General features: G+C 35.6%; 10 protein-coding genes. 6 read left to right on the forward strand and 4 right to left on the reverse strand.

All coding sequences use genetic code 11. The features are described 5' to 3' along the window. The first annotated feature begins 312 nt into the window (after positions 1-312). Positions 313-1824 carry an ArnT family glycosyltransferase gene (locus tag LVD15_RS10440; protein ID WP_233780253.1) on the forward strand — a complete coding sequence of 504 codons (1512 nt, stop codon included), beginning with the start codon at positions 313-315 and terminating at the stop codon, positions 1822-1824. On the opposite strand, the gene LVD15_RS10445 is transcribed toward LVD15_RS10440, so the two are convergent. After that, on the reverse strand, positions 1813-2523 hold the full coding sequence (locus LVD15_RS10445) for a lipopolysaccharide kinase InaA family protein (RefSeq protein WP_233780255.1): 711 nt from the start codon (positions 2521-2523) through the stop codon (positions 1813-1815). The genes LVD15_RS10440 and LVD15_RS10445 overlap by 12 nt on opposite strands. Before the next feature lie 232 nt (positions 2524-2755). On the opposite strand from LVD15_RS10445, the gene LVD15_RS10450 reads away from it, so the two are divergent. The 5 genes from LVD15_RS10450 to LVD15_RS10470 all read left to right on the forward strand — a co-directional run bounded on the left by LVD15_RS10450 (position 2756) and on the right by LVD15_RS10470 (position 7495). Next, the gene (locus LVD15_RS10450) at positions 2756-3337 is read left to right on the forward strand and encodes a sigma-70 family RNA polymerase sigma factor (protein WP_233780257.1); all 582 of its coding nucleotides are present in this window, start codon (positions 2756-2758) and stop codon (positions 3335-3337) included. Between the two features lie 8 nt (positions 3338-3345). Continuing rightward, a complete protein-coding gene (locus tag LVD15_RS10455; RefSeq protein WP_233780258.1) occupies positions 3346-3639 on the forward strand; it encodes an anti-sigma factor in 294 nt (97 codons plus the stop codon). A 3-nt stretch (positions 3640-3642) separates the two neighbouring features. Continuing rightward, positions 3643-4212 carry a guanylate kinase gene (gene gmk, locus LVD15_RS10460; RefSeq protein WP_233780260.1) on the forward strand — a complete coding sequence of 190 codons (570 nt, stop codon included), beginning with the start codon at positions 3643-3645 and terminating at the stop codon, positions 4210-4212. A gap of 16 nt (positions 4213-4228) precedes the next feature. Continuing rightward, positions 4229-4801 carry a nicotinate (nicotinamide) nucleotide adenylyltransferase gene (gene nadD / locus LVD15_RS10465; RefSeq protein WP_233780262.1) on the forward strand — a complete coding sequence of 191 codons (573 nt, stop codon included), beginning with the start codon at positions 4229-4231 and terminating at the stop codon, positions 4799-4801. A gap of 90 nt (positions 4802-4891) precedes the next feature. Then, positions 4892-7495 (forward strand): DUF5686 and carboxypeptidase regulatory-like domain-containing protein, encoded by a 2604-nt coding sequence (locus tag LVD15_RS10470; protein WP_233780264.1) that lies wholly within the window; start codon positions 4892-4894, stop codon positions 7493-7495. 71 nt (positions 7496-7566) lie between these two features. Here LVD15_RS10470 and LVD15_RS10475 read toward each other — a convergent pair whose 3' ends face one another. The 3 genes from LVD15_RS10475 to frr all read right to left on the reverse strand — a co-directional run bounded on the left by LVD15_RS10475 (position 7567) and on the right by frr (position 13218). Then, a complete protein-coding gene (locus LVD15_RS10475; protein WP_233780266.1) occupies positions 7567-9066 on the reverse strand; it encodes a RagB/SusD family nutrient uptake outer membrane protein in 1500 nt (499 codons plus the stop codon). Positions 9067-9069: 3 nt separating this feature from the next. Further along, positions 9070-12282 (reverse strand): SusC/RagA family TonB-linked outer membrane protein, encoded by a 3213-nt coding sequence (locus tag LVD15_RS10480; RefSeq protein WP_233780268.1) that lies wholly within the window; start codon positions 12280-12282, stop codon positions 9070-9072. Between the two features lie 372 nt (positions 12283-12654). Beyond that, positions 12655-13218 carry a ribosome recycling factor gene (frr, locus tag LVD15_RS10485; protein WP_233780270.1) on the reverse strand — a complete coding sequence of 188 codons (564 nt, stop codon included), beginning with the start codon at positions 13216-13218 and terminating at the stop codon, positions 12655-12657. Positions 13219-13227 lie beyond the last annotated feature (9 nt).

A 13227-nucleotide genomic window follows, 5' to 3' on the forward strand; every position in this document is an offset into this window, starting at 1 on the left:
ATAAACTAATTTGAGTTTTTTGACCTATTGCTGTAGCAATTTTGAGTTTTTTGACCTTGTTGTTGTGTTGATTCATCTTATACTAAGAGTGTGCCAAAAATTGAAAATCTGCTTTAGATGACACTAAGGGCTTTTAGCCTGATTGTATAGTCGAGTTTTGTTCAAATATGAACACTTAGGTGACCGGAATTATCTGATGAAATTTAAGGTGGTAAAATCAGTTAAGGGATTGTTAATAATTGGATTAATCCGTAGTTAATTGTAATTTGTAAGCATATTTTTAAAGAAATCCTAAAACCTTACCTATTCTTAATGACTGCCAATTTTATTGCACATGCTCATGTGTTTAACAAGCGGTTTATCAGTGGCATCGCTCTGCTTTTATTCTCTATTTTGCTAATAAGTTTATACCATAGATATATTCAACAAGATGAACCTTGGTTTGGAGAGCAAGCCTATTGGTTGCTAAAGGAGGGTCAGGTTAAGCTTAAGAGTATGCCTGGCATGTTTAATTGGGATTCGCATATGCTAATCTATCATAAGTTATTTGTGTGGATTGGAGCTGTTATAATCTCTGTGTTTGGGTGGTCTCTGTACCTGTTTAAAACATTTATATTTCTTAGCTTTATAGGAACCCTGTATTTTGTGAGGAGATATTTGCTTAAGGTTGAGAACGGAGCAAGTTTATTGTTTTGGTATACCATTCTGGTTTTAATTACCATCCCTGAATTGATTCATAGAAGCTTTATGTTTCGGCCTGAGGTGCTGATCATGTTCTTTGGTTTTTTATCATTTTACTTTACTAGTGTGGGATTGAAAAGTGAAAAAACATATGCTATAATCTTGTCAGGGTTATTTGCCGGACTAGCTTTTCTCACGCACCTCAATGCCTTACTTTTTCCTGTAGTCGGCTTTTTATTCTTGCTTTTTAATAAGGAATGGAAGGCACTTATTTATTATTCTATTGTTTGCTTTGGCGTGTGTTTGTTTTACACCCATGAGTTATGGAATGAGGCTAATATAGAAACCTTTCTTTATCAGTTAAAACATTGGCCTACCCATCAGGAAACTTTTGGTGAGAAGGTTGATGGAGGCATTTTTATGGCTGTTTGGAATAATATTCTTCGCGTATTAAATGAACATAAACGATATTTTTGGGATCAGGATGTATGGGGCATTAGTGCGCTGTTCCTTTTAACATTGATAGCCCAATTTAAATACCTATGGAATAATTATAAAAGCCTCACTATTTATACGCTTTTGCTGATGTTTTTTCTGGCAGTACTTAGCAGTAGTCATGGAGCCAGATATCTGGTATATTTAATGCCCTTTATGTCTATTATTATAGGTTTGGGTGTTTATAGAGTAATGGCAAATGTCGGATTTAAGCTTTTAAAAGGAGTTTATGGCTTATTGTTTTTAGCACAATTCATTTTTGTAGGTATAACCTATAATTCCATTTTTAAAAAGAACTATGATCATGTAGAGGAACATGAAAAGTATCTGTCTAAGGTGGAGAAAGGTGCTCGTGTATTAGGCCCATGGGAGTTTATCTATAATGAAATAGACCAATACCATATTTTTTCATTTAAAACTTATGAGTACATCGAAGATCGAGAGCAAATAGAGCTTACTCAGCAGCAACTTTTAGAAAAGGCGGCATTAGATTTTAAAATGGATTACATCATTTTAAATGAAGAGAGGAAGAATAGTAAAGAATTCCCTTGGTTTAAAAACTGGGAAATTGTTCCTAATTCATATTATAAGGAAGTATTTAGAGATGAGAAGTATTTGATTCTGAGGAGACAGAACTCATCGGGATAAACCGATGAGCTTTTTCAATTTTCTCCTATTACGCACAAACTTCCTTTCATAAATGTCATAGTAATAGGCTAATTTATAAAGCCACCAATCATTAATAGCTCCGAAATATTTTTCTATACCAGGAGCACTTTTTCTTAAATAAGCAAATTCATAGGCCTTTGAAAAGTTAAACAGACCGGCAGGTTTAGGATTACTGTCAATTACATATACTTCATCCTCTTCTGCTTCATAGAGGAAGTTTCGTATTTGAGAGTCTCCATGTAAATAGCCTTTGTTATGTATTTGCTGGAGCTTATCTATTACACGCGGGTATAGCGGTTCATTATCCAAGCAAGGCTGGCCGTCTAGATATTCATAAAGTAACCAGGAATCTACTACCATTCCTTTTTGCCTTTTTTCAGCGGCCATAACGGGCTTGGTAGAGGGTATTCCTATTTTTTGATAGGTGAGCATTCCTTTAATATTCTTAAACGCTTCTCCATCTCTAAAAAGGGTGGTAAACCTAATCCACTTCTTTTTATTTTTCTCACGTGGTATCTTCAATACATATTTTTGATCACCTATTTTAACTACCCGAACCTTGCTCCTGTGGTTCTTTTTTAAGGTGCCTCTTTTTTTATATCTCTTTTTTTGTATCTCCTTGAATAAGTGTAAATCCTCGGGCTGACAGAGTATATTCCACTTTTTTTTCTTGTGCACATCCATGAAATACAAAATTACACTATAAAATTTATTTCCTTTTGATAAGACTTATTTTAACCAATCTATTAAATTGTTGTTTATAAAATAACTGTTCGAAAAAGCGGGAAATACGGAGGTGTAAATAAAATAAGTGCAAATAATAGCACCTATGCCTTTGGTTTTTCGTAGAGTAAGTTATTAAAGCTAGATAAGCTATTAATTAAAATGTATAATTATTACTTTTGAAGCAATGTCCGATAGCAACAGACAAAGTTATTCTCAGCGTGAAAAGGAAAAGACTTTTGAACAAGAGTTTTTACCCCACATTGACTCTATGTATAACTTTGCCTACCGGCTTACATTTGATGAAGATGATGCCAAGGATCTGGTACAGGATACTTACCTGAAAGCTTACCGTTTCATCCAATCATTTGAAAAAGGAACTAATGCAAAAGCATGGTTGTTTCGGATACTGAAAAATAGCTTTATTAACGACTTTAGAAAGAAAAGTAAGCAGCCTGCCAAGGTAGATTATCAGGAGGTTGAAACTTTTTATAATTCTGAAGATGTTGATAAGTCTATAACCACAGATTTAAGAATAGAGACTGTTCAGGATATGATTGGTGATGAAATCTCCAATGCCCTGAACTCACTGGATGTGGACTTTCGAACAGTAATTATTCTGTGTGACCTGGAAGGTTTTAAATATGATGAGATGGCTAAGATATTAGACATCCCAATAGGTACTGTACGATCCAGATTGCATAGAGCCAGAAACCTTTTAAAAGAAAGGCTTAAGGAATATGCACAAAAAATGGGTTATAAAAATTAATAGTTTATATGTCATTATCCTCTACAAATTCATTTGAAAACAGTCCGGTTGAAAAACCGACTGAAGGAACACCTGATCATAGTGAGTGTCTCAAAGTATTAAATCTGGTATTAGATCAGGAAGCTACAGATGAGGAGCAAGCTTACTTCAAACAGCATATAGAGAACTGCATGCCTTATTATGAGATCTACAATGTAGATAAAGCCATTAAAAGCATGATTAAAGATAAGTGTCTCAATCAGAAAACGCCTTCTGACCTGGTAGAAAGTATAAAATCAAAAATCTATCAACAGGCAGATTAAAACATGCATCAAGGGAAAGCTATTATATTTTCCGCTCCATCCGGATCGGGAAAAACTACTATTGTTAAACATTTATTAGAAACTAATCCTAAGCTGGGCTTTTCTATCTCTGCTTGTACCAGAGATAAAAGAGGACGAAAAGAAGAGCATGGCAAAGATTACTACTTTCTTACTCCAGATGAATTTAAGAAAAGCATCGATAATGATGAGTTCATAGAGTGGGAAGAGGTGTATGCCGGAAACTTTTACGGTACTCTTAAAGCTGAGGTAAACAGAATATGGGCTGAAGGCAGACATGTTATTTTTGATGTGGATGTAAAAGGAGGACTACACCTTAAAAACTATTTTGGAGATAAGGCTTTGGCTGTTTTTGTGAAGGTACCTTCATTAGAAGAGCTAAAAGAAAGGCTTCATGATAGAAAAACAGAAACAGAAGATAGTCTCTCTCAAAGAATATTCAAGGCAAAGTTTGAAATGAGCTTCGAAGATAAGTTTGATACTACTTTAGTAAATCAGGATCTTGATGAGTCTTTAAAGAAAGCAGAAAAGCTTGTAAATGACTTTATAGGCTAGCAAATTTCAAAGCTCAATGACAGTAGGTTTATTTTTCGGTTCATTTAACCCTATTCATATTGGTCATCTCATAATAGCCAATGTAATGGCTGAGGCACCAGAGATCTCTCAGGTTTGGTTTGTGGTTTCTCCGCAAAATCCTTTCAAGCAGAGAAAGTCGCTGCTGCATGAGTTTGACCGATTAGATATGGTAAATGCGGCTATTCAGGATAACTTTAGCCTTAGGGCCTCAGATATTGAGTTTAATATGCCCAAGCCTAGTTACACCATAGATACGCTTACTTACCTTACGGAAAAACATCCTGACTATACTTTTAAGCTCATCATCGGTCAGGATAATCTGAAGAGCTTCCCTAAATGGAAAAATTCTGATCAAATACTCTCCAAATATGGCCTTTACGTATACCCCAGGCCAAACTCTCAACCATCCGATTTGTTAGATCATGAGAATGTGAAAGTAATAGATTCACCAATGTTAGATGTTTCTGCTACTTTTATTAGAAATTGTATCAAAAAAAATCAATCTATAAGGTACCTTGTGCCTGCTGAAGTAGAAAAAATAATTCTAAGTAAGAAGTTTTATTTGTAACACTTTGGTGCTATAGTTCGTCATTTTTGAACTGTAATTATATTTTATGGTTGATAATTGACGTTGATTATTTGATCTTTCCCTTTACTTATGAAACAGTTTTTGTTGTTAATCTTTATCCTTTCAGCTTACTGTAGCTATGCAGGAGGTGTGAGAGGAGTGGTGAGAAATGAAAAAGGCGAACCTTTGCCTTATGCTACCATTTATGTGAAAGAAACGGGTAGTGGTACCACTACTAATGATCAGGCTTATTATGAAATCAATCTTGAGCCGGGTAATTATCAGCTAATTTTTCAGTTTGTGGGATATGCATCTTTAACTAAAGAAGTAATAGTAGAAGATGGTTTTGTAGAGCTAGATGTAAAGTTAGAGTCTCAGGTGATTATGCTGAAGGATATAGAGGTGAGAGCCGGAAAGGAAGATCCTGCTTACACCATTATGCGAAAAGCTATTGCTAAGAGTAAATTTCACACCCAGCAGGTAGATAAATATACCGCTAAGGTGTATATGAAGGGTACAGGAAAGCTAAAGGATTATCCTTTTTTAATGAAAGGCCAGATCAAAAAGGCAGGAATAGACCCTGACCGCGTTTTTATAACAGAGTCAGTAAGTGAAGTGGAGTACATTAGGCCTAACACCTATAATGAAAAGGTAATATCTATTTACACCACGGGCGATAATAGAAATACTATGCCTAATGCCTATATCAATGGATCTTTTTATGAGCCCGAGTTGGCTAAGTGTGTTTCCCCCTTATCTCCAAAGGCCTTTTCTTATTATAAATTCAGGTATGAAGGCACTTATCAGGATCAAGGTGTTGAGATAAGTAAAATCAGAGTAATACCACGATCAAAAGGTGATAATGTATTTAGAGGGACAATAAATATTGTTGAGGACTATTGGAGTATCTATAGCTTAGATTTACATGTGACCAAATTTGGCGTTGATTTTCATATAAAACAGGTTTATAAACCTATAGAGGAAGGTGTTTGGCTTCCTGTTACACATAAATTTCATGTAGAAGGTAAGGTTCTTGGTTTTGAGTTTGAAGGAGATTACCTGGCTACCGTTAGTAATTATGATGTTGAGACAAACCCTGATCTCGACATGGAAATAGAGGTGATAGATGAAAAGGTGGAAGAGGAGTTAGCCGAGGAGCTGGAAGATCAGGTGCAAGATGAAGATGAAAAGGAAATTCAGGAAATATTAACTTCCGGCAAGGAGGTGACGAGGAAGCAGCTAAAGAAAGTTCTAAAAGCCTATGAAAAGGATGAACTAAGAGAGACTGATAATGTAGATATTATATCCAATCGTACTTTTGAGATTGATTCTAATGCTTATTCACATGATTCTCTATATTGGGCGCAGATAAGACCGGTGCCGCTAAATAGGGGAGAGAAAAGAGGTTATGATATCTTGGATAGTCTGAATCAGGTAAGAGAAAGAGAGGAAAATGGAGATACGCTTCGTAATACAAAGAGAAAGGGTTTTCATGTTCAGGATTTGTTAGTAGGCAATAGTTATGATGTGGGAGATAAGGCCTATTTGAAGATTAGGAGTCCTTTTTTGGGATTTAATTACAACACAGTAGAAGGTTTTAATCTGGATTATAAACTTACCTATTCTAAAACCTTTAGTAAGAAAAGCTGGCTTAGTATTAGTCCGTTGCTGAGATATGCTTTTTCAAGAAAAAAGGTATCAGGTACATTAAAAACACATTATGGGTTTGGTGAGAATGACTCACGTAATAATTTGACAGTAACCGCCGGTAGGTATGTCAATCAGTTTAATAGAGATAACCCTATCCATCCTTATATAAATACTTTCATGAGCCTATTTACAGAGCGTAATTATATGAAAATATATGAGCAAGACTTCGTGAATTTGACCTATGAGAAGAACTGGAATGAGGAGGTGAGTCTAAAACTGTATTCAGAGCTAAGTAGAAGAAGACAGCTTTATAATAATACAGATTTTACAATTTTTGATTGGGACGGCGACCATTTTACGCCTAATGCGCCTGTTAATTTAGAACTTCCTGATACATCCTTTCCAGAGAATAATGCCTTGATAGTAGGGGGAGATATAGAGTATAAACCATTTATTAAGTATTCAATCTATAACGGTAGAAAAATAGAGATTAAAGACTCTTCTCCAATATTTGGAGTTTCATATAAAAAAGGAATTTCTTCAGTGTTCAATAGTGATGTAGATTATGACTTATTGGAGGTTAGCTACAAAGATCAATATAAAATAGGTATTAGAGGTTTAGTAGATGTCTATTTGAAAGCAGGAACTTTCCTCACTTCAGAGAAGATGTATTTTACCGATTATAAGCACTTCCTTGGTGGCAGAACGCCTTTCACTACATTAGATCCGGTAGGAAGCTTTCGCTTGCTAGATTACTATGCTTATAGTACCAATGAAGAGTATTTTGCTGGCAATTTACACTATCAATTCCGTCAGTTTTTAGTGACTAGAATCCCTATTGTACGACTTTCAGGAGTGAGAGAAAACCTTTTTGTAAACTACTTAGCTAATGATGTTTCATCTAACTATACTGAATTGGGATATGGAATAAACTACATATTTAGAGTATTTAGACTAGAAGTAGTTACCGCCTTCAAAGATGGCAAATATGAAGACTGGGGAGTGAGGGTAGGTATAGCTAGTAATTTAGCTAGTATATTTTAGGTAACAAGATGAAATGTATAAAAAAGGCTTACTTCAAGTAAGCCTTTTTTATACTAAAAATATTGAGTTTATTAGTTTATGAAAGGATTATTTTGAATTTCTGATTGTGGAATTTCAAAGCTTAATCTGTCATCATTATAATTGATTTCAAGGTTAGGGTATGTTAAATGATTAGAGCCAAGTTCTATAGTAAGCTTATTTCTTTTCATTGATAAATAACTTTTTCCTTCTCCCCATAATTCTATGCGAGTTTGAAGTATAGTCTCATCGATTAGTTCTTGTCCTGTCAGGCTACTAATGTATGAAGTGTCATCTGTTCTTTCTTCTAAAAGGGATCTCAATGCAAATTGAGCTTCAGTATCTCTTCCTAATTTCGCATTAGCTTCAGCATTAAGTAAATACATCTCTTCTATCCTCATATAGACATAATCCGTTTCAATATTTCTCTGTCCTTGAAGTTGTTTTGCCGGAGCAAAAAATTTGTTGGCAGGGAAGTAGTTACCTTGTCTAATAAGGCTATCCGGGTATTCAATAAATTGTCCTTTTCTAGAGTCAGAAGCGGGAATAGTTTCATAAAGATCATTATTAATAACCTTTCCATCACCAACAGAGGCATAACTATAAGTGTATATATCTACCTGCCCCCACCATGATACTAAGTCAAGGCTCATATTTAAGTCTATATTAAGACCCCACATCCAATTTGATGAAGATACATCATTAAAACCATTGGTGGTTACTTCCTCTTTCTCTAAGATAGAAAAAGGTGATTGATTGATTATTTCCTCAGTTATCTCTGCTACTTTCTCGTTTTCTCCTTGAGCAGCATAAGTGTATGCTAAAAGGCCTTTAGCTACATTGGCATCTATTTCATATTTGTAATCTCTAGAATAGTTCTCTAAGTATGATATAGCTGTTAATAAATCCTCTTCTATCAAAGTATAAACAGCAGCAGTAGTGCTTAAAGGTTTATTTGAATCACTTACACCTGTGTAAATGGGAAGTATTTCATCCGTTGGGATATAGTCAGTTGTTAACAGATTTGCTAGATAAAAATAGGCATAAGCGCGCATTGCTTTTGCTTGAGCCATAAACACTTTTGACTCCTCAGTTTCTGGAGTGGCATCTGTACCTCCTAATATATCAATAACATTATTAGCTGAATTAATTATTTTAAAATAATATGTCCATACTATGCTACTGTTTGGGGAGGTGTAGTCAGTAGTCGATTGTAAATCTGAAACATTACTATACCAGCCATAAGTTTTAGACTCCAGCACCATGTCAGATGAGAGTAAATCGGTGTAAATATCTATCCCTTTTTGACCAAAGTCATCGTGATCATAATCACCGGGATCAGTGCTTGGTGCAGTGCCACCTGCTCCTGGGGTAGACATAAGAGAGTAGATGCCTTTCAGAGATGCACGAATTGCGTTAGCATCTATTTCTCCGAGTTTTTCAAGACGATCTGATGAGATGTACTCTGTGGGCTCAGATTCTAAAAAATCATCACTACAAGCAAATAAAATTCCTGAGAGTAATGATATATATATATAATTTTTAATATTCATAGTTTAAAATTTAACGTTAGCTCCTATTGAAACTGTACTTAAAGGACTGTAGCTATAAGTGCTTGATGAACCGTCTATACTGGTTGATGGGTTGAAACCGTCTCTTTTTGATGATAACCATAGGTTGTCTCCAGATACAAAAATATTAAGAGTTTGAATTCCGATTTTGTTAATTAATTTTTCTGGCACAGTGTAGCCTAATCTAACATTTGAGAGGTTAATGTAATCTGCCTTCGTTAGGAACCTGGTTGATCTTGAATTAACGTGCAGGTCGCTGCCATTTGAAAGACGTGGCACATCTGTCTCATCATTTTCGTTTTGCCATCTATTGAGCATGTCTTTATGCCAGTTATTGCTACCAATCTGATCACTTCCCATTAAGCCTGCGTATACACCATCATAAGAATACCCGCCTATGCTATACAAGAATAATATACTCAAATCAAAGTTTTTATAACCTGCTGATAAGCTGATACCACCTCTAAGGTCAGGTATGGCTGACTTATTAACGAATTTCTGAGTAGCATTAGAATAAGTTGTTGTAGTGGTGTTAAGAATACTTTCTGAGCGGTTGGGGTTCTCTGCCAGGTAATCCGTTATAGATTTTATTTCTTCCCCTTCATCATATTGATTGTTTCCATTCAAATCATCATAGTTCATATTCCATAAAGCTTGACCGGTTTCTGAATCTACGCCAGCATATTCTCTTAAATAAAAATCATAAATAGAATGACCCGCTGCCCTACCATATACTCCTGATAAGTTTAATAGTTTTTCGGTATTGGTACTTGGGTCTATTGGTAAACTTTTTAATTCATTATTAATAATTTCCCCATTTAATCTTAGGTCGATGTACGCATCATTTGTGTTTAATAAATGTCCGGTAAGGTCAAATTCAATACCGGTATTGCGCAACATTCCTCCATTTACCATAACAGAAGAATAACCTACTGATGAGCCTACTTTTCTGTTGAAAATCAAGTCATCTGTGTTTTTTAGGTAATAATCAACAGATCCGTCTATATAGTTACCGATAGTGAATTCTGCTCCAACTTGAAACATTTTGGATGTTTCCCATGTCAAATCCGGATTTCCTTTAATTAAGAAAGATGCTGATGGTGTTCCACTTACAGGAATTACTTGATTTAGATCATGACCGGGGTAGTATCCAACACCTGCCTGGTCACCAGTGATACCGTAACTAGCTTTAAGTTTAAAATAAGTAAGGATATTGTTGTCCTTTAGAAAGCTTTCATTGCTGGCCACCCAAGCTGCGCCAAGAGCTCCGAATGTGCCCCACTTTTCTTTCAAGAATCGAGATGAACCATCTCTTCTTATAGAAGCGGTTAAATAGTAGGTGTCTTTGTAATCATAGTTTACCTGTCCAAAATAACTTTCAATAGAGTAGCCCTGAGAGTATGAATTTAATGATGTGGTTACTGATCCATTATTAAATTCAGTGGCAAAAGGGTCTAGTAGTTGACTTCTTGATCCGCTTAAGAATTTTTCTTCCCATTTATTATTTTCATGTGCAATTAGTGCTTCAATGGAGTTTGCCCCATATTGCTTACGGAATCTTATCAGATTGGTGAAGTTATAGGTGAAAATTTCAGTTTTTGCTTTGTAAATTGAGCCGTTTGAGCTTGCAGATGAACCATAGTAAGCTGAGCCTAATTGGTTGTTGCTGCTGTTTGCATATTGCCAGCCGTATCTGGTTTCGAAGCTTAACCAGTCGGTAAAGTCTACGGTCAAATTAGCATTTCCATTCAAATCATGTCTGATCGTTTCGTTTGTACTATTAGTGGCATCGCCGATAGCGTTGGTCTGTGAGGCGAAACCCCTTCCGTCACCATAATCAAAAATAGATCCTCCGTAATATGGGTCTTGAATTTTATTTCCATTTTCGTCTCTTAGGAAGAGTGGGTATATGGAAGGTATATTATCAACGAACCAGAATATACTTCCTGAGTCATTAGATTGTCCTGCATTATTAGATTCTGATCTTGCATATCCTAGGTTTACTCCTCCCGATAACCATTCTTTCACCTGATGGTTTACGTTTACTCTTGCAGAGTATCTTTCGTAGTCAGAATTGATTGAATAACCTATGTCATTCAGGTATCCAAATGAGGTGAAATAATTCACTTTTTCACTACCACCTCCCATTTTTACAGTTCCTTCAACTCGGTTGGAGGCTTGGAATGCATAGTCTTCCCAATCTTCAGGATTATATTTTCTAGTAACTCCAGACCTTACTTTTCCTGTAGTAGGGTCAATTAGTTCTCCTCCATTATTTACATTCCACAGGTTGTATTTAGTCGAAATTCCATTTCTGCCGAATAAATTTTCGTTAGCGTATGTTTCTGGAGAAGCATTGCCATTTATTAAACCTTGGTTGTAAAGTGATTCCCAGCCTAATTCAGCGTATTGCTCAGGAGAGGAAATGGTATTGTATCTAGGCAGAAGGTTGAAGTTTTGCCCATATTTAGCATCTACTTGAACAAAGCTCTCGCCTGCTTTTCCTTTCAATGTATTGATAAGGATAACACCGTTTGCTCCTCTGGATCCGTATATTGCAGTTGCAGTTGCATCTTTTAATACTGTTACAGAAGCTATGTTAGATGGGTTAATTGCATTGATACTTCCAAAATAGGGAACGCCATCTACCACATATAATGGGCTGCTATTGCCATTAACCGAACCTATCCCTCTAATTCTTACATTGGCCTCTGTGCCCGGCTGTCCGGAGCTATTTACTATGCGTACGCCCGCAACTTCTCCAGCTAAAGCCTGAGATACGTTAGATACACTCTTTTTTGATATTAGTTCAGCATCAACCTGTTTCATTGACCCTGCAAATGATTCTTTAGTGGTGGTGCCATAGCCAACTACTACTACTTCTGATAGTTGCTTTGCGTCATCAGACATTTCAACATTGATTGTTGAGCGGCCTCCAATTTCTATTTCTTGCGTGGCTAGTCCAATGAATGAAAAGACTAGAACGTTGCTTTCATTGGGAACAGATACAGTATAGTTTCCATTTATATCTGTTACTGCCCCTCTTGAAGTTCCTTTAACCATGACGTTTACACCCGGAAGGCTGCTCCCGTCGGTTGTTGAGGTAACTTTGCCTGAAATTGTGGTTTCTTGAGCCCATGTTTCATTCGATATGAAAGAGAACATCAGCAAGAAACTAACTAGTAAAAAGTTCTTCATGTGATCTTATTTTTTTAGAAAAATTTTAGAGCGCCAAACCTAAATCAAAAAAGTTTGATCACATAATATTTATGTAAGATAAATCTGTTTTAAGTATAAAAAGAGAAATATAATTCGGTGTAATCGATAGTTGAGTTGGATGGATATCTTAATTCTATTAAAGAAATGTGTTTATTTTTAGTTTATGTATGATATGATGAGAAATTAATACAAGTCAATATTATATTCTAATAAAAGATACATGTGTAATAAAAAAATTCTTTTATTATTAAAAAATAAGACTGAAAATTTGGTTTTGATTTTAAGTCAATTCAAAAAAAAGCAGCATTTTCTAAATGCTGCTTCTTGGTTTTGATCTTTATATCATAACAATTACACTGTCATGATTTCTTTTTCTTTTTTCTCGAGTAGTTCGTCGATTTTTTTGGTGAAATCATCAGTTAAGGCCTGTACTTTGTCTTCAGCTCTTTTGATTTCGTCTTCTGAAGCTCCATCTTTTTGAAGTTTCTTAAGGTTATCATTAGTCTCTTTTCTTACGTTTCTAATGCTAATTTTTCCTTGTTCGCCTTCACCTTTAGCTTGCTTCACAAGATTTTGACGTCTTTCTTCAGTAAGCTGAGGGATGCTTATGATCACTTGCTCACCATCATTTTGAGGGTTAAGACCTAAGTCACTATTAATAATAGCTTTCTCAATCTCAGGAATCACGTTTTTTTCCCAGGGTTTGATCATGAGTGATCGAGCATCAGGTGCTGTAATAGAAGCTACCTGATTGATAGGAGTGGGGTTGCCATAATATTGTACCATCAGACCTTCTAAAATGGCCGGGCTGGCTTTTCCTGCCCTTATTTTTACAAGTTCACCAGTGAAATGCTTTATTGCTTTGTTCATTAAGTCCCTGGCTTCATCCAGGTACATATTAATTTCTTCTTCCATGGGTGTTTC

The sequence above is a fragment of the Fulvivirga maritima genome, from assembly GCF_021389955.1.
In the GTDB taxonomy this organism is placed as follows: domain Bacteria; phylum Bacteroidota; class Bacteroidia; order Cytophagales; family Cyclobacteriaceae; genus Fulvivirga; species Fulvivirga maritima.

Coding starts and splice junctions, on each gene's coding strand:
- LVD15_RS10455 (WP_233780258.1), top strand. CDS start 3,346: ATGTCATTATCCTCTACAAATTCATTTGAAAACAGTCCGGTTGAAAAA.
- LVD15_RS10470 (WP_233780264.1), top strand. CDS start 4,892: ATGAAACAGTTTTTGTTGTTAATCTTTATCCTTTCAGCTTACTGTAGC.
- nadD (WP_233780262.1), top strand. CDS start 4,229: ATGACAGTAGGTTTATTTTTCGGTTCATTTAACCCTATTCATATTGGT.
- LVD15_RS10475 (WP_233780266.1), bottom strand. CDS start 9,066: ATGAATATTAAAAATTATATATATATATCATTACTCTCAGGAATTTTA.
- LVD15_RS10450 (WP_233780257.1), top strand. CDS start 2,756: ATGTCCGATAGCAACAGACAAAGTTATTCTCAGCGTGAAAAGGAAAAG.
- frr (WP_233780270.1), bottom strand. CDS start 13,218: ATGGAAGAAGAAATTAATATGTACCTGGATGAAGCCAGGGACTTAATG.
- gmk (WP_233780260.1), top strand. CDS start 3,643: ATGCATCAAGGGAAAGCTATTATATTTTCCGCTCCATCCGGATCGGGA.
- LVD15_RS10440 (WP_233780253.1), top strand. CDS start 313: ATGACTGCCAATTTTATTGCACATGCTCATGTGTTTAACAAGCGGTTT.
- LVD15_RS10480 (WP_233780268.1), bottom strand. CDS start 12,282: ATGAAGAACTTTTTACTAGTTAGTTTCTTGCTGATGTTCTCTTTCATA.